Origin of the sequence: Paenibacillus cucumis (ex Kampfer et al. 2016) (genome assembly GCF_019748695.1) — a bacterium.
GTDB lineage: Bacteria > Bacillota > Bacilli > Paenibacillales > Paenibacillaceae > Paenibacillus > Paenibacillus polysaccharolyticus.
The window spans coordinates 143,759-163,808 of the sequence record NZ_JACLIC010000039.1 but is presented as its reverse complement, the minus strand read 5'-3'; the positions used below and the strand labels follow the sequence as shown (position 1 = coordinate 163,808).

Sequence of the window (20,050 nt, the reverse complement as noted above, 5' to 3'; positions counted from 1 at the left end):
ACAATGCAACAGCAACAGGCATTCTGGCTGACCAATGTAAGATTGGAACAAGGATATATTCGTGAAGGAGCAGAGGTGACGGGCACACAAACGGGTCTTGCTCATCTGCGGATTGAGAACGGAGTTATTGCTGCCATTGTGGACGCAAAGGCGCAATTGACAGAAGAACTGCCGCGAGTGGATGGCAAAGGTTTGTTATTGTTGCCTTCGTTTGAAGAAGCACATATTCATCTGGACAAAACCTATTATGACGGGTCATGGAAAGCGGTCAGACGCAGCTCCAGCATCTTTGATCGTATTGAAGAGGAGAAGGTATTACTACCCAAATTGTTACCCGATGCAAAACGGCAGGCGGAAAGCATCCTTGCACTAATACAGGGTTACGGTTCTACACACGTTCGCGCGCACTGCAATATTGAGCCAGTCAGTGGATTAAAACGTTTGGAAGCAACCAAGCAAGCCCTGGAGAGTTACACGGGTAAAATATCTTCAGAGATTGTCGCGTTCCCTCAGCATGGGCTGTTACGATCCAGCTCGGTCGAACTCATGGGACAAGCCATGACAGAGGGTGCAACACATGTAGGCGGACTTGATCCGTATACCGTAGATGAGAACATCGAAAAATCGCTGCATACCATGGTGGAACTAGCAGTCAAACATCAGGCAGGGATCGATATGCATCTGCATGATGGTGGTGAAGCTGGCAAGCAAACGTTACTGGAACTTGTAAGGCTGACTGAAGAAGCAGGGCTTCAGGGTCAGGTGACGGTTAGCCACGCGTTCTGGTTTGCAGGAGCGGAGAAACAGGAAGCCGAAGAGATGGCGAGCCGCATGGCATCGCTGGGAATGAGTGTGACTTCAACCGTGCCGATTGGCAGAATAATGATGCCACTTCCGATGTTGCAACGTGTGGGTGTAAACGTGAGACTGGCGACAGACAGTCTGACGGATCACTGGTCTCCTTTTGGTAGTGGAGATATGCTTGAAAAGGCTGGACGCTTCGCCGAGCTGTATGGATATAGCGACGAGTTATCGTTGTCCCAGTCAATAGCTACGATTACGGGCGGAGTGACTTCGCTGAATGCAGCAGGAGAGAGCGTATGGCCAAAGGCAGGCGATGTAGCAAGCTTTGTTCTGGTGCAGGCGAGTTGTGCAGCCGAAGCGGTGGCAAGGCGATCTGGAAGGCTGGCTGTGTGGTATCAGGGACAATTGGTAAGCGGATCGCTAGCGTAACAGGCATCGCTTTAAGATGTAATAAAACAGAATGAAGGTTAAAGATTAAGCTACGGATGCCGTAGCTTTTTTTGCATGAATAGGCATGAGTCGTGTGGAACTATTTTAGCTCAACATATATAGCCCATATAGAGGAAGAAATTATACGCATAACCCACATTCTGGGTTATGATAGATTATGATTTTACTATTGAAGGAGTTAATCCTATGAACATTACATATGCTTCAAAGGCAGACCATGCATATATCGTTGAAAAAGATCGGCATATCCATCCCACACTTGTTGAGACGAAAATAAAAGAGAAGGAAATATATATCCTCTGGGAAGACGAGGCAAGGATTGGCTGGATGAGATATGGATACTTTTGGGACAACACGCCTTTTATGAACATGATTTGGATCGATGAGCCGTTTCGTGGCCGTGGATCAGGACAACGTGTCGTACAGTATTGGGAAAATGAAATGAAAAAGAAGGGCTTTGATACGGTTATGACTTCTACGCAGTCTGATGAGAGTGCTCAACATTTCTATCGTGGAATTGGATATGTGGATGCAGGAGCTTTACTGTTAGATACACAGCCATTAGAAATTATACTGATGAAGAAAATTGAAGGAGTCATAGTTGAAGGAGAATGAGATATGCGTGATAACATGATAGAGAAACAAGTCACTTTGCAACCGATTACACAGGAAAATGAAAGTGAGTGTATCCTTCTGCAACCGAGGGAAGATCAGCTCACACTGGTAGCGAGCAATGCGGATTCCTTAATCCATGCGACCAAGGAAGTAACTTCAAGACCTTACGGGATCTATGCAGGGAATGAGATGGTCGGGTTTATTTTATTTGATAACGAGATCTATACAGATGGGCATTATTGGATTCTTCGTTTTATGATTGATGGGAAACATCAGGGGCAGGGTTATGGGAAACGTGCCATCCAAGAAGTTATTCACATGTTGCAGGAGCGAAGGGATTGTCGGCAAATCAGGGTATCTCATATTCCGCATAATGTTGCGGCTAATGCACTATACAAGCGTAGTGGGTTCCAGGAAACAGGTGAGTTGGAGGATAACGGCGATATTATTTTAGGTTATCAAGTTAGAGAGTAGAGGTGGCAAAAAATGATCAGAGAAGCCGAAGCCAGGGATGCAGCAACTATTGACAAATTGTACAGGGAGCTGTTGCCTAACCACGCGCATACTGAGGTGCTGGCTGAACGAATTGAAGAGATCCGGCTTCACGAACACAGCTTCCTTTTTGTGTACGAAGTCCGGGAGCAGGTGGTAGGTACGGCACATTTACATATCTGCCTAGACGCTCTGGCAGGAAATCGGCCGTTTGGTTTGGTTGAAAGGGTCGTTATGTCTAGCGAGATGCAGGGCAACGGATACGGAACAGAATTAATGGAACATGTGGAACAGGTATGTTTGCAGATGAATGCATCCAAGATCCTCCTCGCTAGCGGGGCTTCTAGGCAAGGGGCCCATCAATTTTATCAAAAGCTAGGATACGATGGCGAGTCCAGCAAAGCCTTTAAAAAATATCTATAAATTTATTTCCAGAAGAAGGACTAATCCAACAAGATGATAGATAAACATGATCGAATTTTGAACAATAGATTTATTGCCTTAGCGTTCACATTGCTGCTTATGACGTTATGCTGTCTTGGCATTGCGGTGTATCTGCGTGCAAAGTCAGGATCGAATATGTATGCCTTCCTAGACTGGGATATGTTTCTGGCATGGGTTCCGTTTCTCATTTCAACGATGATTGCTCTTATCTTTCGACGTAAGGCTGTGAGACCCGGATGGATGGGTATGTTGTTGACAGGTTTGCTCGGAATGATCTGGCTGTTCTTTTTGCCTAATGCGGCCTATCTGTTTACAGAAATGTTGCATGCATTCCGGTATTTTATTGCTCAGCCTGAGAGTGCTTTTTGGTTCGAGATGGATTTCTGGTACAGTCTGGCCCTTACGTTTGGTGTAGCTATTTTAGGGTTGATGCTCTCCACATGTTCTATAAGGCAAATAGAACATGTGCTGCAATTGTTCGTACACAGGTTCGTTTGCTGGGTTATTGTCGGATTCATTTTACTTCTAAGTGGTCTGGGCGTATATATCGGGAGATTTAATCGCTGGAATTCATGGGATATCGTGTCCAGACCCCGGCAGGTTGTTATCGATTTGATGAATGATTTTAGTTCAGAAAGCGGTCTTCCGGTGGCGTTTGTTACGCTGATGTTTGTGATCCAGGCATTTGCATATGTCATTATTTCATTGATAGGTAGTTCGATTACTCGGGAGGTAAGAAAATGAGCAATACTTCTGATTTTATCCATCAATTGCCCAGCATTTCTGAATGTCAGCGAATCTTCAAGGCAGTAGCGATGCTGGATGCAATTCTAATGCCAGAATGGGAGTACAGGTATTATTCGTACAATGCGCAGTGGGATGCGAACGAACAGATGGCTTCGATGAGAGATGGGGAGGGAGATCACTATTTCGCGTTATTTGATTCGAGCAACCGTTTAATCATCAAAGGTTACGACAAAGCTTATGCTTCCCTACATAAAGATCAACTTGGTGATGTATTGAAGGGTGTGCCGGCAGATTTCAAAACAACGTTTCTGGACGAGCCTGCTTTTATGATGGATTTGACCAGCTTCTGCATCTGGAATGAAAAGGGAAATAATGAATGGATTTCGAGTCAACAGCTCGCGGATGAAGCCTATGCTCTACTTCAAGTTCTTGTGGGCGGTGCGGAGCACTACCATGCATGGGCCCAGAATTACTACGAGATTGAACTTGATCTAGAGCCGATCTGGCATGTTTTTGACATGAAACCGTTAAACGAACAACTGTTACAGGCATTAAACCCGGAGATCGAGTTAGATGAGTTGGAAGAGGACATTGCAGAAATCGGATACCCGGCTTAGGAGGAAGGACATATGCATTTAACAGAATGGTCTGCAGGTACACTTCAATATGATCTGTCGGATGAATACTCGATTCGCCTTGCGGATGTTACGGAGTGGGGATTATTTTGTACCATCTATTATGATATGGGATACGTCGGATTTTTTAGGGAAGAAGAATTCAGTTCCTCAAGATGCAGTGCGTACTGGATCTATCGCGGGGAAAGTAAAATAGGTGGTGTGCGAATGGAGCCTAACAAGATGTATCATTTGTTTCTCATTCCGCCATTCCAGCAAGGCTTTGAGATCGTCAAGCTGCTGAAACAGAAATTAATGCAGTGGTCGGATCGGAGTAAACGAATTCTGACATTTGAGATTCTACCAGGTCAAGTGGACTGGTTTGCGAGAGCGGGATTCTGGCCGGCCGAATTCAGATGCCGCTGGATGCAGCGTCCTACGGATCATTTCGAGGTGGATTGGGACAGCAGGGTGACTGTTAAGAGCCCAGAGATTATTGGAAAAGCATCAGGCGGTTTCAAATATGTAAACGAAGAGGAAATCGCCCAGTGTGATCTGGAAAGTTTCGGTGGAAGTCTAGAAGCAACGCGCAGAAAGCAGAGCTCTCTTGAAGATTTTACACCTGACGAAGATCCTAATTATACCAATGAAATCCTGACTCAGGCATCTACATTGGTATACGATCAAGCATCAGGTCAACTGGTCGCCAACTGCCGCTTATGTCTACAGGACAATCAGGCTGCGGTATACAGTATAGGCGTAATCCCCTCGTACAGAGGCAGAGGAATTGCTACCCAAATGTTACAAAGAGCATTAACGATGCTCAAGGGGCACTATCCATTTTTACGACTGTATGTGATGGAAGGCAATGATGCCGAGTCGGCATATCTGAATCTGGGTTTTGTACAGGGTGTTCAGGAGATTCAGACGATGTATATACCAGAGGAGGAAGCGGAATGAAGGCGGCCATTTTAACCGATATTCATGGAAATATTCCTGCGCTTCAAGCTGTGCTAAATGATATCGATCAACAGGGGGACATTGAACAAATATTTTGTTTAGGGGATATGATTGGTATTGGTCCTTATTCGAATGAAGTCATCGAAATGTTGTATAGCCGCGAGCATATGACAGCCATTGCAGGGAATCACGAAGCCGCTGTGCTTCATTTGCTTCAAGGCAGAGGGCCACTAGAAGGACACAAAGGAATGAAGGATCATCATGAGTGGGTTGGCGGTCAGCTGAGTCAGGAATCGATCAAGAGAATACAGAACCTGCCCCAATCAATCGAAAAAGAAGTCGAAGGACATCATATACTTTTGACTCATTATCATATGAATGATAACAAGCTGGATACGATTGACCGGGAACCCTCAGGCGTGAAATGGGATGTAAAATATAAAGGAACACCTTATGACTTGATCTGTTTTGGACATTATCACATACTGCATTATTTCAGAACAGAGCAGCGGGTTTACATGAATCCTGGAGCATTGGGATGCAATGATCTTGCGGTGGCAAGATACGGAATTGTGGATTTTCAGAAGGAACGTCTGGATCTGAGATTTACAGCGGTTCCCTATGACAACAGGCAGTATCTTCAAGCGTATGAGCACCTGAACGTTCCAGATAAGGATTTTATTTTGAAAGCGTTCCATGGAAATCAACTCGAAAAAGAAATGTTGTAGAGGGCGGGCGGTCTAACGAGATCGCCCTCTTTATTTCCGAAAAAAGAGGAGAAGATCATTATATTTTTTGTGATTATTTGTTTACTTGTACTTTTAATTCTAGGTCAATATGTCATCAAAACAGCCATTGATACATCCAAAAATACTCAGTATACGAAAGAGATTTTGGAAGAGTTAAAGGAAATTAAGTCTTTATTGAAAGAGAGACAGTAACGATAGCTTAATGAAGAGGTGAGGGTATGATTCATGATTTAAAAGGGGAGGGAAATATGCCTTCTGTCACGGGGATGCTTTTCGCCGCGGTTAAAGAGAACAGTGATCGTCTGAAATCCATCACGGATTCCATGTCACAGGATGAGGTCGATTACAGAGGACCTGGCAACCTATATAACAGTACAGCTCAGTTACTGAGACATATCACGTTCGTTGACCTGAACTGGGTGTATCGCATCAAAGGAAAAACGTTACCTTACGATATGTTGGAGCAATACGGTCCCATGATTGATGAAAATAACAAACTTCCTTTCATAGCGGGGATATCCAGAGACACACTTATTTCTCAACATCAGTTGATCATGAACATGCTACAGGAAACATGCACAATTCTTACGGATGCGGATATGGATATCGTAGTTACTTTCGGGCATACGAATGAAAAGCAAGCTTCTGTTCGCTGGGGACTTTGGCACATGGCTGACCACAATCGTTATCATCAGGCGCATATAAATCAGTTGCGGAAATGGTTCCACACTCATACATCTGATCGATGAAGGGAGGGCGCAAATGAATAAATGATAAAATAGGTTGTAACTAAAGTTCAATTCAGGTTGTTTTTATTATAAGAATAGTGGGAGCCCGTGGAAACGTGGAACAGAAGATTATTGAAAATCATAATTCGGTGTTGAGCATGTTTGCTCATGTGGTGGACATGGCACACATTACGAGGTGATGAAGAATGAATAACACACGAAATATCAAACGATTTTGGTTGGTTATGGGCACTGTGGTAGCAGCGCTAGCCCTGTACTTCTTTTTTATGAACAACCGGTTTGTGGATATTGAAACCCCTTTATCTAGCGCGGAGATTGTCCATGCAGATACGAGCAAAGCGATATATACCAAGGGTGGCAGCGGAGTACAGATCCGTTTTGATGAGGCTGTTTTAAATGAAGCAGAAACAAGCAGAGTTGTTGATTGGTTGAATGAAGCTCCAGCCTCAGCGAAGACGGCTGTAGATCGCATTGAGGGCAGCATTCATATGGGCATCGCTCTGAGATTGAAGCATAACAATCAGGTCATGATACAATACAACGGCAAACAGATTTATGTTACGAAGATTGGCCGTTTTAGCAAAATTTCGAGGTACGCACTGCACCATCAGGCGTTGGAGAGTTACCTGGATCAAAAGCTGGAGGGAACCTATTACGGAGGAGATCTGGCTAAGGAGGAACAGGAGGAGACGTAATGAAGATACACAAAAAAATATTCAATCTTTCGGCCTGGCTTGCTGTATTGGCTGTCTTTTTTATTCCGGGAACGCTGAATAATGATAACGAACCTTTACGAACCGAGTATGGATTCCCGCTTCGTTTTTTGACGGATTATCATGTCTCGAATTCAAACGGATCAATCTGGTTTATATCCAATATGCATATTAATTTACTGGTTTATTTCGTGAATGTTCTATTTATTTATGCTGGAATACATGTGATTGTCTATATCAAAAAAAGATTAACTAAGAAATCAGTGGAGTGAATAATAATCTATTGAATTGATCAAGAAGCTTTAATGACCTGAGTACAGCAACATAGGAGGCTACGGTATGGAAACCTTTTTTCGATACAACTGGATCGTGCGTGAACAGTGGTATGCATGGTGTGCAGACCTGCCGTCAGAAGAATTGCTTCGACCGCGTACAGGTGGTGTGGGAAGTATCCTGAAGACTTTTTTTCATATCATTGATGTGGAGTGGAGCTGGCTTCAACTGTTACAAGGAAAACCGGATACTGCGGAGGATTTTGCAAACTACCAGACGCTCGAAGCTGTTCGTGAGCTGGACCGCAAGCTACATCAAGATGTAGAAGCATTTGTTTTATTGTGGGAGCCGAGCATGGAAAAGAGAACTTACATCGACCGCCGAACCGACGGACACGTGCATATCGATGCTTGGGGCGAAGTTATGCGTCATGTAATTGCACATGAAATTCATCATATAGGGCAGTTATCTGTATGGGCAAGAGAACTTGGCCGAGAGCCCGTATCTGCTAATGTTATAGGCAAAGGATTGATTGAACCTAACCATGGTAAAGGGCCGTGAGGTGAGTACAAGTGATACAACTTAGCAGTATTCGCTGGGTTCAACTGGATGAAGCGATTCGGCAAGGAATAGGTCAGGAGCATCGGATGATCCCGCTTAAGCCTGGATTGGAAGCGGATGTTATGCGTGTTGAACTTCATGATCAGCTGTATGTACTGAAAATCTGGAATAAGGACTCACGCCCGGATATTAGAAAACAATATCAGTTGTTGCATAGTCTCACACAAAGCGGGATTCAGGTTTCCCAGCCATATGGCTGGGGAACAGATGAGCATCAGAATCAAGTGCTGCTCACAAGTTACGATGGTGTGCCGGTTACCCGGCTAGATCAAGGGATATTAAGACGGCTTGCTCAGATTTTGAATGATATCCACCAGCATCCAGTCCGTGTTAAAGAGCCACAAAGGAAAGAAGCAAAACAAGATTACATTCCTCATTACAATTTCGTCGACTATTTTTTTCCTCAGGTTGCTAAGCACCAAGATATCCATCACATTGTTCATGACTTGATGAAACGTGTAAAGATCAGACAGGATCACTTCATTCATGGTGACTACAACCTAGGAAATATTCTAGAGATGAATGGAAAATACACCGTTATAGACTGGACCAACGGACAGTACGGAGATCCGAGATATGATGCGGCATGGTCTGTTTTTCTAATCACCATCTATAACGGAAGAGAGTTTGGAAGGTTTTATCAGGGCGAATTACGAGCGGTTGCCGGCGATACGCTGGATGAGGAGGAGGGTTTTGAAGCATTGGCCTGGTTACGCTGGGTGTTGCTCTCGCGCGAAGGCGATGTTCCGAGAAATGTAGAAGTCATGCGGCGAGTGTTTGATGTAGCTACTCATAACCCTTACCTCCAAGCAGACTTGTTGTAAATGAAATATCCTCTCTATAGAATTTTTTCTTAAAGTCCTAAAATTACGATTTGGTATTCGAAATATCTTTTTAAGGTGACCTACAAGCCTGTCCTAAACTCACATTTTCTGCATACCTATGGTAGTAGAGGAGCGTGATGAGTAATGGAACAGAAGGTACAGACTTACTTTGATCTGAAACAGCAGCAGAAAGAGATCGAACAACAGTTATCTGTATTGAGAGATGAGATTGTGGCATACTGTGCTCAGCAAGGCGTATATGAGACCGAAGTAGGCGGATATAAGGTGAAAACGGTGCTCCAGCACCGCAAGGAATATGACGATCAGAAGCTATATGCATCCCTGCCCGACCCGGAGATTTGGAGGCTGCTGTCCAAGGTGGACAGCCATAAGCTGAAAAGCCTGATCAAGCTTAATGTACTCTCCGAAGAACAAGTCAGCCCGGCATGTACAGTGAAGCAAGTGACTTTGCTACAGATAGACAAGTTATAACGTATATTGCCTGCATTTCTTCTTTTTGTGCTGAAATTGGTAGAATTTCAGGGGGGAGAAGGTTTATTTTGTTCAGGGAAAGCGCATTCATTTTCCGTTATGATGAAGAAATAAATCTGCGAGGAGGAACCAGGATGTCTACCGAAATTCCGTCCCTACATACTGCTTATGCCGATGCGTTCAAAATAGGTGCAGCAGTACATACAAGAATGCTACAATCCGAAGGGGAATTTATTGCGAAGCACTACAATAGTGTTACTGCGGAGAATCAGATGAAGTTTGAAGAAGTTCATCCGCGAGAACATGAATATACGTTTGAGGCAGCAGATGAGATCGTTGATTTTGCAGTGGGCCGTGCGATAGGTGTACGTGGTCACACGTTGGTATGGCACAACCAGACGCCGGCATGGGTGTTTGAGGATGCTTCCGGCGGACCGGCTTCGAGGGAACTGATGTTGTCCCTCTTGAAGCAGCATATCGATACCGTTGTTGGCCGTTACAAAGGACAGATCTACGCATGGGATGTGGTAAACGAGGCGATCGAAGACAAGACTGACGTGATCATGCGAGATACAAAATGGTTGCGATTGCTGGGAGAAGATTACCTGGCACAGGCATTCCATATGGCTCATGAAGCTGATCCTGATGCATTGCTGTTTTACAACGATTACAACGAGACTAATCCGGTCAAACGGGAGAAAATATACAATCTAGTAAAATCACTGCTGGATCAAGGGGTTCCGGTTCATGGTATAGGAATGCAGGGTCACTGGAATATTCATGGACCGTCCATAGAAGAGATCCGTGAAGCCATTGAACGTTATGCTTCACTGGATGTGCAGCTTCACGTCACTGAATTGGATGTATCTGTGTTTCAACATGATGATACGCGAACTGATCTGACAGAGCCAACGTCTGAGATGATGGAGCTTCAGGAGAAACGGTATGAGGAGATTTTCAAGCTGTTCCGGGAGTATCAATCCAATATTACTTCTGTAACATTCTGGGGTGCGGCTGATCATTATACGTGGTTGGATAATTTCCCGGTACGTGGCCGCAAAAACTGGCCATTTGTGTTCGATACCAAGCAGCAACCGAAGGATTCATTTTGGCGCATTCTCGGGCAAAAGTAAGAAGAAAGCTAAGGCAAAATTTCAGGCTCAATTTAGATATACGTTTAAGCTAAGCATACAGCGCTCTGCTGAGTGTTTCGGAATTACAGCCTTACATGCGGACCCCATAAAAAGGGTTAAGCCTGTAAGGCTTTTTTGAAGTATCTTATATATAGAGCAGATATATTCGAATAATAGCATTGTCACATGGACGGTACGATGCCATACTGGAGAAAAAAAGGGGAAATGGCAGGTGAATCCAATGTACAAGGTCATTGTAGCAGATGATGAGCCGTTTATGCTGGAAGGCTGGAAAACGATGATCGATTGGCAAGGCTGCGGATATGAGTTGTGTGGAACTGCGACCGATGGAGAAGAAGCACTGGAACTGATCAATCATGTAAATCCGGATTTGGTGGTAACCGATATCCAGATGCCCGTGCTTGATGGACTGGGGCTGATCCGAACCATGCGTGAAGAGTTAAAATATGATTCCCAAATCGTGATCGTAACAGGGTATTCCGAGTTTGGTTATGCACAGCAGGCGATACGATATCGGGTGAATGAATATGTGCTCAAACCTTTGGTGCCAGAAGAAATTCACGAGTTATTACGGAACCTGATCGTACCGCTGGATACCCAGCGGCAGGAAATAGAGATCAAGCTTGCGGAAGAGCAATATCACGCCATGGAGATACTGGACTCAACTACGGATGAGGGCGGCATGCTGGATGAGGCGGATCTGGAGAAAATGGCATCGCGGGCGCGGCAGTTTATCGCTTTAATCGAGGCAGGAGATGTAACAGGCGTTGCTCGCTCTGTTGATGATATGCTACAGGAGATACAAGAATCTCGGGCCGCGATGATCTGGGCTCAAAGCGCAGTCAGATACATCCATGGAGAACTACTACGCAGATATAGCATGATCGGAGCAGATCAGACCCTTCTCCAAGTGCGAACCTGGCATCATACAGAGAGTTGGTTCATGGGGGACTTGAAGAAATTGTTTATTCGGATTACGGAAACGTTTGCTTCAATGGCTCAGGCTGATCCGGGTTCCAGTAGTCTGGTGGCAGAGGCTGTCCAGTATCTGAAGGAGCATTATCGTACCAAAATCAAACTGCAGCAGCTCGCTAATCACATTCATGTCAACTCGGCTTATCTAGGTCAGCAGTTCAAGCGTGAGATGGGAGTCAGCTTCAGTGAATATGTTCATCGTCTTCGTATTGAAGAGGCACGCAGGATGCTCCGCCGAACTAATATGAAAATCTCAGATATTGCATTTGAATTGGGCTATCATGATGCGGAGTATTTTACAGAAAAATTTAAAGCGCTTACAGGTGAGCTTCCATCTCTATATAAAAACAACAACCAAGGGTGATTATGTGCATAAGAAGAAGAGGACTTTTCATACGGTAAACGACATCCCCCTTCGATATAAATTTCTGCTGATCTATGTGGTCAGTATTCTGCTACCGATTATTGCGATTAATCTGTTTTTCTATCAACGAACATCTGCAGATATCAAAGTACGGGAACAGGAAAATCTGCGCAAATCGATTGATAGAGCCGCAGGAGAATTGGTTGGTATGATTGATGAGAGCGTGGCGCTAAGCCGTATGATTGCCGCCGATGATTCCTTATATGAAGCTCTGGATCGTACCTACGCGTCACCTGTGGATTATTACAACGAATATCATGTTTTCCTGCGTGACAAATTGACACGGTATATGTCGGCCAATATTTTGGAAGTCCGAATTTATACGGATAACGATACCATTCAGACCGGTAGTCACTACATTGTCATGAAGGACAAAACGACATCGTTGCCGGGCATGGAGCAGTTAAATCAAGCAAACGGCGATATTTTAGTTATTGATTACGAAGAACAGTCTGGATTTAGCCGCGGGAAGCGAATTAGTGTTATTGGGAAAATGAAGACATTTACTTCATATGCTACCTACGCGAAGTATTCCAAAATTGATCTCGAAGTGAATCGCATTTACAGCATCCTTAATCGGGAGACAAACAGCCTGCAGCTCAGACTTGTGGACGGAAATAGCCGTCCGGTCGTTTCCAGTGCACGCTTCCCGGCAGAGGGATGGTCTTCCGATGCGAAGTCCGAATATATCATGGAGAAGTCACTTGGTAATCTGGCTTATCTGGACGGCTGGAAGCTGATCGGTGTTGCGGATACGCGGCATGTGGATCAGTTGTTGGACGAAGCGCGTAATTCCATTTTGTGGCTGGCGATTATCAGTGTCATCGTACCCTCGGTGCTCATTTACTTTATTTTGCGTTCGTACCACTACCGTATCCGTAAATTGTCACGGCATATGGAGAAAGTGCGGAATGAACGTTTTGACCTGATCGAGATCCAGGAAGGTCGGGACGAGATTGGCGGGTTAATTCGCACGTTTAATATGATGATCAGCAAAATCCATTCCCTGATTAACGACGTGTACAAACTGGAGATCAGGCACAAGGATCTGGAACTGGATCAAGTCCGAACGGAGTTATCTATGCTCCAGAGCCAGATGAATCCACATTTTCTGTTTAATACACTGAACGCATTACTCGTCGTAAGCACTAAAAACGGCTATACCGAAGTATCTGAGATTATTAAAAGCTTATCTTTACTCATGAGACAGTTGCTCAGCAGATCAGACAACTTGATCCCACTCGAAGAGGAGTTACAATTCACAACACTTTATCTTCAAATTGAGAAGTTCAGATTCGGAGAGTTGTTTGATTATACTCTGGATATTGATCCAAAGGCTGCGGGCAAACGTATTCCGCGTATGAGTATTCAGCCGCTGGTGGAGAATGCGTGCAAACATGGATTGCAAGCACGCAAAAATGGGCGATTAATTCATATTACCGCAAAGCTAGGTGAATCCGGACTGGTTATTCGTGTTATCGATAACGGGATCGGGATGGAGCAGGATAAACTGCGGCAATTAATACAGGACGTACGCTCGGATCAGGCGAAGGACGGTTCACATGTGGGCATTCGTAATGTCTATCGCCGCCTGGAATTATTTTATGAAGGGGATGCAACGTTCACGATTCGCAGTGAGAAGGGCAGCGGTACGGAAGCCGGATTTCATATTCCGACAGATAGACTGTGACTGATGAACAAAGGGGGACAGCAAGATGTATAAAGTACTATTGGTGGATGATGAGCCGTTTGCGATTGAAGGCCTGCAGTTGTTAATTGATTGGCGAAAATTCGGTTTTGAAATTAACGGTGTGTGCACGAATGGAGAAGAGGCAGTCGAAGCGATCCGTACGAGTAAACCTGATCTGGTTGTCACGGATATTCATATGCCAGCGATGAACGGACTGGAATTGATTGAAGAGGCACGCCGTCTGGGGCACGATTCCACAATGTTTGTCATTACAAGTGGCTACAGCGATTTTAATTACGCGAGGCAGGCTATTCGTCTTGGCGTCAGCAATTACTTAACCAAACCTGTGGATACGATGGAAGCGGACGATATGCTGGAGCGACTGGCGCAGGAGTTGAAGGAGAAGCAAGAGCGCGAAGTTGTTCGTGAACAGGCCAAAGTACAGGAAACCCGGCATGTTTTGGCTACACTGGTTACCGGACAGGAAGTTGAGGATGCAGAACAGATGGCTCACGATATCGCTCATTTGTATGAGCAAGCTCAGAAGTGGACGTATGTGAAAGTGAGATTTCAGCGTGCTGATTCTGGTCAGATTCGCTCGATGATTCATGAGACCGTAAGCCGTGAACCGTGCTGTTATGTGGTGGAAAATGAACAGGATACCTGCGGTATTGTCTGGGGTGAAGTGTCCTCAGAGTTAGAAACATGGCAAGGAAGAGATCATCGGGATTTTGCGGAAAGGTTGTTGTCTGACTTAAATGAAGTTGTTCCAGACGGAGTTCAGTTTGCCGTAGGTTTGCCTGTGCAGCAACCGGAAGCCTTATCTCTTTCCAGAAGTATGGCTATCGAGACGGAGCGTTTTTTGTTTCTGCACCAAGGGAATTTGCTATTCGCCGAAGATCTTCAGGAACAACGTCTAAGATTTAATCCCGAATCTCTCCGTGAAGTGGATCTCATTATGGAGCATCTGGAAAACGGTTCGCCAGAACAATTAAGTCTGTCGATTAGAGAAGCATTCCATCAATTTGTAATGAACAAGACTGCACCTGAATTTGTGCACATATTCATGACCCATATTTTATTCCGCGGTTTTTCTCTATGCAAGGAGCTTGGAGGAGAAACGAAGGATCTGTTGCTGGATACAGCCTTTCATTCCGATGACCGGTATCACTGGAACATCGAAAAATCAGCGAGTATGATGGAAAAGTTTTGCTTGAAGTGTCAAGCTGTGGCATCATCTCTACGTCAAAAACAGCTTGGTGGAACACAGGCGATGGTAGCTGAATACTTGCAAGCGCATTTTAGAGAGACCTTTACCATTAAGGAGCTTGCCGAGCGATTCTTCATGCATCCTGTGCATCTGGGCCAATCTTTTATGCGCAAATATGGCAAGGGTGTTCTGGACATGGTACATGATCTTAGGATAGAGGAAGCGATGAGACTGCTCAGAGATTCAGACGATGCTTCATGTGCGATTGCAGAGCAGGTTGGTTATAAGAGTTACCAGCATTTCCTGAAACAGTTCGAGCGGAGAACAGGGCTGAAACCGGCTGAGTATCGCCTTAAGCATGCTAAGTAGAGCAAATATAAGGAGGTATGATCCGGTTCAAGACCTCCTGCAATTAAGGGGGGGAGATGCTTAAATCTGTTTATTTTGAAACCGCATACATTTCCTCATAATGAAATCAGTAAGGCAAACCACTTCCAAGGAGGCGCAATACATGGGGGGATTGAAGAAAAAGAAACTTTGGGGTTCCGTTTCTCTTGTTCTGGCACTAACTCTGGCACTGGCAGGATGCAGTGGAGAAGAGGCCAAAACGACGACACCCGATGGTAAGGAAGTATTAAACATCTCGGCATTTATTGGTACACCAAATCAGGCACCGGCAGCGGATAACCGCATCTACAAAAAGATTGAAGATGAGCTGGGTGTCAAACTAAACATGGAGTTTCTGGTCGGTGACTTGCAACAGAAGCTAGGTGTTATGGTTGCGGGTGGAGAATACCCGGATCTGATTACAGCAGATACCAAACTGGTTGCGGCCGGCGCGGTTATTCCACTGGAGGATCTGATCGAGCAACATGCTCCAAATCTCAAAAAGCATTACGCAAAAGACTGGGAACGGATGAAAGATTCCAGTGATGGACATATCTACTGGTTGCCAAACTACGGTGTATACACGGGTGAGTTCATCAGTAACTACTATTCCGGTCCTGCGTTCTGGATTCAAAAGCAGGTACTGAAAGAAGCCGGATATCCAACACCGAAAACACTTGATGAGTATATGAAACTGATTCGTGATTATACTGCAAAACATCCAACAACAGCGGATGGACAGCCAACGATTGGTTTCACAACTTTGGCTTCCGACTGGAGAACCTTTCCACTGCTCAATCCGCCAGAGCATTTGACAGGTCATCCGAATGATGGCGGGGTTGTGGTTGATGATAAAGGTGTTGCAAGCGTATTCGCGGATAAAGATATTTCGAAAAGATATTATAAAGAGCTGAACAGTCTCTATAATGAAGGACTGCTTGATAAAGAAGCTTTCGTTCAGAACTATGACCAGTATCTGGCTAAAATCTCATCTGGACGTGTTGTCGGTATGTTTGACCAACACTGGAACTTCCAGCAAGGTGAAGATCCGCTCGTAGCTCAGAACAAAATTGGTGAAACGTATGTTGGTTTCCCACTTGTATATGACACAAGCATTAAGGATCACTACCTGGATCGTCCAGTTATCAACTTGAACAACGGTTTTGGTATCAGTAAAGATGCTAAAGATCCTGTTGCAATCCTGGAATTCCTGGATAAGTTGATGGATGAGAAGTATCAAAAGTTGCTGTCTTGGGGTGAAGAGGGCGTAGACTACATGGTTAACGATAAAGGCAGATTCTATCGTACACCTGAACAACGTCTTCAGCAGGAAGACCCGGCATGGAAACTGGCTAACAAAGCAGAAGGTTTCTACGGTGCAGCACCGAAAATGGAAGGTACTTTCTCGGATGGCAACGCGATTGGTGCAACCAATCAGCCTGAAGAATTCTATGATGGCTTGAAGAAAGAGGATAAAGAATTGCTGGATGCGTACGGTTTCAAAACATGGAGTGATTTCTTCTCTCCTGCACCTGAAAACCCAGTGTATTATCCAGCATGGCAAGTAGACTTGAAAGAAGGTTCAGATGCTTCGGTAGCCAACAAACAAATGACCGATACATCGCTGAAGTACTTGCCTAGAGCGATCATGTCTAATTCAGATCAATTTGATTCGATCTGGAGCGAGTATGTGGACGCTTACAAGAAAATCAACGTGAAAGCGTATGAAGACCGAATCAATGAGCAATTACAATGGCGGATTCAGAACTGGACCGTGAAATAAATAAAAGCGGCTGTTGGATTAGCTCGGAAGGTGTCAGGTGCATGGATGTAAATCATGCCTTGTGCCTTCCGAGCAATTCATCCCTAAAATCCGCTGTACGTTGATAGGAGGAGTGAAAGATGGCGAATACGCCGGGAGCCATACAGGAAAAATCTGCTCCAACCGTTGTGACCAAGACGCCTCTGATGAAGCGCCTGCGCAGTCAAAAACAACTGATGTTTATGTCTCTGCCCATCGTCGCTTATATTTTGGTTTTCTCGTATTATCCGATCTGGGGCTGGGTTATGGCGTTCCAGAATTACAGTCCAGCGAAGAAATTCTCGCAACAGGAGTGGGTCGGACTTAAGCACTTCAAGTTTCTGCTTACGGACGACGCGTTTCTGAACGTGCTTCGCAATACGATCGCGATGAGTTTAATTAACATGATTCTTGGCTTTGTAACAGCCATTGTTTTTGCGATTTTGCTGAATGAAATCAAACACAAGCTGTACAAGCGCACGATTCAAACAATCTCATATCTGCCTCACTTCCTGTCATGGATCATCGTTACGGGCATTGTAGCCAGTTCGTTATCGGTTGATGGCGGGATTGTGAACGTGGTGCTGATGAAGCTGGGATTCATTAAAGAACCGATTATGTGGCTCAGCGTTCCAGAGTATTTCTGGGGTATTGTCGGTGCATCACACGTGTGGAAAGAAGTCGGCTGGAATGCAATCATTTATCTGGCTGCGATCACTTCCATTGACCCTTCACTCTATGAAGCGGCTGAGATTGATGGAGCTAACCGGTATAAAAAAATGTTGTATGTTACGTTGCCTGGCATCAAGTCCATCGTCATCATCTTGTTGATTATGAACATGGGATGGATTCTGGAAGCCGGATTCGAAGTCCAGTACTTGCTTGGAAATGGTGTCGTTGTTGACTGGTCTCAGACCATTGACATCTTTGTCTTGAAATACGGGCTACAGATCGGTAACTATTCACTAGCTACCGCAGCCGGTATATTCAAAACGGTCGTCAGTATCACTCTGATATTTGCGGCTAACTCAATATCCAAACGATTCGGCGAAGACCGATTAATATGAGGAGGACACATCGATGGGAATAAACAAATCTCGAGTTGAGCCGATTGTCTTCCACACATTTAACGGCTTGCTGATGATCTTTATTGCAGTAGTAACCTTATATCCATTTTTGAACACACTGGCTATTTCTTTTAATGCGGGTAACGATACGATTCGGGGCGGAATCTATCTGTTGCCGAGGGAGTGGACTACCCAAAACTACAAAGCTGTATTTGCGGGTGGAACCATATTCGCGGCTTTTGGGGTCTCGGTTGCCAGAACTGTACTAGGTACTGTTCTCAGCTTGTTCCTCACTTCCATGCTGGCATATACGCTGAGCCGCAAAGACTATATTCTGCGCAAACCGATCACGATTATCGTTGTATTGACCATGTATTTCAGTGCAGGTCTCATTCCAACATACTTCCTGATCAAAGATTTACACTTGCTTAACAACTTCCTGGTATACATCATTCCGGGTCTGATCAGTGCGTTTAATATGATCGTTATTCGGACGTATATCCAGACGTTGCCTGAAGGATTGATTGAGTCAGCCAAGATTGATGGTGCCGGCGATTTCAGAACGTTTATGTCGATCATTTTACCGTTGTGTCAGCCTGTACTTGCAACGGTCGCGTTGTTCATTGCGGTAGGGCAATGGAACTCTTGGTTTGATACGTTCCTGTACGCTTCATCCAAGCAAAACCTGAGTACGTTGCAGTACGAGTTGATGAAACTGCTGTCCTCTTCTATGAATACCAACAGCAGTGCTGCGGTATCCAGCGGGGCTGATATGGGGCAAGCGCGTAATATGGTTACGCCGATATCGATCCGGGCAGCGATTACCATTGTTGCGGCATTGCCGATCCTGGTGGTGTATCCGTTCTTGCAGAAGTACTTTGTACACGGATTGCAACTGGGTAGTGTGAAGGAATAGTAAGAAGCAGCAATGATGAGTTATCATCGTTAGGAAGCGAATTATAGTAGGATCTAAAGAAGTCGGCCGAGTGAGGCCGGCTTTTTTTGGTATACGCATGTATAAGCAAAATGAAAAGAAAATGACATCTAATTATTTGCTGTATATGTTATAATTTTCAATAATATAGAGTAGTCTTGTGAGTCAGCGGTTCAATGGAATGAAGATCGAGCCGAAACGATATATCTTGAAGAGTTATAAATTGAATTCAAGATGGAGTTGAATAAGATGGAAAGTATCCGTAATAATGCGTTAACGTTTATCGGAAATTTCGCAATGGCCTATTTTATTTTCGGAGAGGGAAGGATCGGTAAACCGCTGATATTTGCGTTCTGGATGTTTATCTTAATGATGGGGATAGACTGGTATAAACGTAGAGGGAGTCATACGCTGAATTAGCATATGGTACCATGGAGCCGGTCCCGGCAGAGGATTGGCTATTTGGTGTACAATTTTGGAGAGGAGGTGCTGGATTGCTGTCACGACCGTTTTCGCTGGATTCATTCCGATGCTGGATGCAACGTAAACAGGAACAACTGCAGGTGCTCCAGATCTCTACGGAAGAGAGAAAAGGAAATCCTGAAAATGAGAAGGAGTGTACTCCCGATCCTTTCATTGGATATGTTCATGAATCGGAGAGAGCTATGGGGCAGGTCACGATATGGGCCTCTCGGCAGATGGAGTTTGAGGTAATAAACATCGACACAGAAGAACGTTTATTGTGGACGTATGTTGAGCAGATTGAAGAACAAGACGCAATTTTCGAAACGATGTTGAAGCCTTACTTCGGCGCGTTGCAGTCTGGAGTTAAAGCCTAACAAAGCTTGTCGGAATTGTGTA

The 20,050-nt window shown here is 44.7% G+C and carries 23 protein-coding genes; all 23 read left to right on the top strand.

The window, feature by feature from the left end; translation table 11 throughout:
- The first annotated feature begins 3 nt into the window (after positions 1-3).
- The 23 genes from H7T88_RS22345 (at position 4) to H7T88_RS22235 (ending at position 20,028) form a co-directional block, all read left to right on the top strand.
- Complete coding sequence (locus H7T88_RS22345) at positions 4-1,233, top strand: amidohydrolase (RefSeq protein WP_221790366.1); 1,230 nt, start codon at positions 4-6, stop codon at positions 1,231-1,233.
- 207 nt (positions 1,234-1,440) lie between these two features.
- On the top strand, positions 1,441-1,869 hold the full coding sequence (locus tag H7T88_RS22340) for a GNAT family N-acetyltransferase (protein WP_154983433.1): 429 nt from the start codon (positions 1,441-1,443) through the stop codon (positions 1,867-1,869).
- 3 nt (positions 1,870-1,872) lie between these two features.
- Positions 1,873-2,343: a GNAT family N-acetyltransferase gene (locus H7T88_RS22335; RefSeq protein ID WP_154957955.1), complete on the top strand. Its 471-nt coding sequence runs from the start codon at positions 1,873-1,875 to the stop codon at positions 2,341-2,343.
- A gap of 12 nt (positions 2,344-2,355) precedes the next feature.
- Entirely contained in the window at positions 2,356-2,784 is a 429-nt protein-coding gene (locus H7T88_RS22330; RefSeq protein ID WP_154957954.1) for a GNAT family N-acetyltransferase, read from the top strand.
- 33 nt (positions 2,785-2,817) lie between these two features.
- A complete protein-coding gene (locus tag H7T88_RS22325) occupies positions 2,818-3,549 on the top strand; it encodes a DUF1361 domain-containing protein (RefSeq protein ID WP_154957953.1) in 732 nt (243 codons plus the stop codon).
- Positions 3,546-4,169, top strand: a complete 624-nt coding sequence (locus H7T88_RS22320) for a hypothetical protein (protein WP_154957952.1) — start codon at positions 3,546-3,548, stop codon at positions 4,167-4,169. Before H7T88_RS22325 ends, H7T88_RS22320 begins: the two co-directional genes overlap by 4 nt.
- Positions 4,170-4,181: 12 nt before the next feature.
- Positions 4,182-5,126, top strand: a complete 945-nt coding sequence (locus H7T88_RS22315) for a GNAT family N-acetyltransferase (RefSeq protein ID WP_154957951.1) — start codon at positions 4,182-4,184, stop codon at positions 5,124-5,126.
- Entirely contained in the window at positions 5,123-5,854 is a 732-nt protein-coding gene (locus H7T88_RS22310; RefSeq protein WP_221790365.1) for a metallophosphoesterase family protein, read from the top strand. Before H7T88_RS22315 ends, H7T88_RS22310 begins: the two co-directional genes overlap by 4 nt.
- A gap of 239 nt (positions 5,855-6,093) precedes the next feature.
- Positions 6,094-6,624 (top strand): DinB family protein, encoded by a 531-nt coding sequence (locus H7T88_RS22305; RefSeq protein WP_154983347.1) that lies wholly within the window; start codon positions 6,094-6,096, stop codon positions 6,622-6,624.
- A gap of 185 nt (positions 6,625-6,809) precedes the next feature.
- The gene (locus H7T88_RS22300) at positions 6,810-7,319 is read left to right on the top strand and encodes a hypothetical protein (protein WP_154957948.1); all 510 of its coding nucleotides are present in this window, start codon (positions 6,810-6,812) and stop codon (positions 7,317-7,319) included.
- Entirely contained in the window at positions 7,319-7,609 is a 291-nt protein-coding gene (locus tag H7T88_RS22295) for a hypothetical protein (RefSeq protein ID WP_154957947.1), read from the top strand. The genes H7T88_RS22300 and H7T88_RS22295 overlap by 1 nt, the downstream gene beginning before the upstream one ends.
- A 67-nt stretch (positions 7,610-7,676) precedes the next feature.
- Positions 7,677-8,171 (top strand): DinB family protein, encoded by a 495-nt coding sequence (locus H7T88_RS22290; RefSeq protein ID WP_154957946.1) that lies wholly within the window; start codon positions 7,677-7,679, stop codon positions 8,169-8,171.
- Positions 8,172-8,182: 11 nt separating this feature from the next.
- Positions 8,183-9,055 (top strand): aminoglycoside phosphotransferase family protein, encoded by an 873-nt coding sequence (locus H7T88_RS22285; protein WP_221790362.1) that lies wholly within the window; start codon positions 8,183-8,185, stop codon positions 9,053-9,055.
- A 144-nt stretch (positions 9,056-9,199) separates the two neighbouring features.
- Positions 9,200-9,547, top strand: a complete 348-nt coding sequence (locus H7T88_RS22280; protein WP_154983345.1) for a hypothetical protein — start codon at positions 9,200-9,202, stop codon at positions 9,545-9,547.
- Between the two features lie 134 nt (positions 9,548-9,681).
- Complete coding sequence (locus H7T88_RS22275; protein ID WP_221790361.1) at positions 9,682-10,680, top strand: endo-1,4-beta-xylanase; 999 nt, start codon at positions 9,682-9,684, stop codon at positions 10,678-10,680.
- Between the two features lie 241 nt (positions 10,681-10,921).
- Positions 10,922-12,040: a response regulator transcription factor gene (locus H7T88_RS22270; RefSeq protein WP_221790422.1), complete on the top strand. Its 1,119-nt coding sequence runs from the start codon at positions 10,922-10,924 to the stop codon at positions 12,038-12,040.
- Positions 12,041-12,044: 4 nt separating this feature from the next.
- The gene (locus H7T88_RS22265; RefSeq protein ID WP_244159176.1) at positions 12,045-13,790 is read left to right on the top strand and encodes a sensor histidine kinase; all 1,746 of its coding nucleotides are present in this window, start codon (positions 12,045-12,047) and stop codon (positions 13,788-13,790) included.
- Positions 13,791-13,815: 25 nt separating this feature from the next.
- A complete protein-coding gene (locus H7T88_RS22260) occupies positions 13,816-15,369 on the top strand; it encodes a response regulator transcription factor (protein WP_154957944.1) in 1,554 nt (517 codons plus the stop codon).
- 142 nt (positions 15,370-15,511) lie between these two features.
- Complete coding sequence (locus tag H7T88_RS22255; protein ID WP_154983343.1) at positions 15,512-17,170, top strand: ABC transporter substrate-binding protein; 1,659 nt, start codon at positions 15,512-15,514, stop codon at positions 17,168-17,170.
- Between the two features lie 185 nt (positions 17,171-17,355).
- Complete coding sequence (locus tag H7T88_RS22250; RefSeq protein ID WP_090915693.1) at positions 17,356-18,255, top strand: ABC transporter permease; 900 nt, start codon at positions 17,356-17,358, stop codon at positions 18,253-18,255.
- Between the two features lie 13 nt (positions 18,256-18,268).
- Positions 18,269-19,171 (top strand): carbohydrate ABC transporter permease, encoded by a 903-nt coding sequence (locus H7T88_RS22245; RefSeq protein ID WP_090915344.1) that lies wholly within the window; start codon positions 18,269-18,271, stop codon positions 19,169-19,171.
- 267 nt (positions 19,172-19,438) lie between these two features.
- Positions 19,439-19,609 carry a hypothetical protein gene (locus H7T88_RS22240; protein ID WP_167375614.1) on the top strand — a complete coding sequence of 57 codons (171 nt, stop codon included), beginning with the start codon at positions 19,439-19,441 and terminating at the stop codon, positions 19,607-19,609.
- A gap of 74 nt (positions 19,610-19,683) precedes the next feature.
- Positions 19,684-20,028 carry an immunity protein TriTu family protein gene (locus tag H7T88_RS22235; RefSeq protein WP_154983342.1) on the top strand — a complete coding sequence of 115 codons (345 nt, stop codon included), beginning with the start codon at positions 19,684-19,686 and terminating at the stop codon, positions 20,026-20,028.
- Positions 20,029-20,050 lie beyond the last annotated feature (22 nt).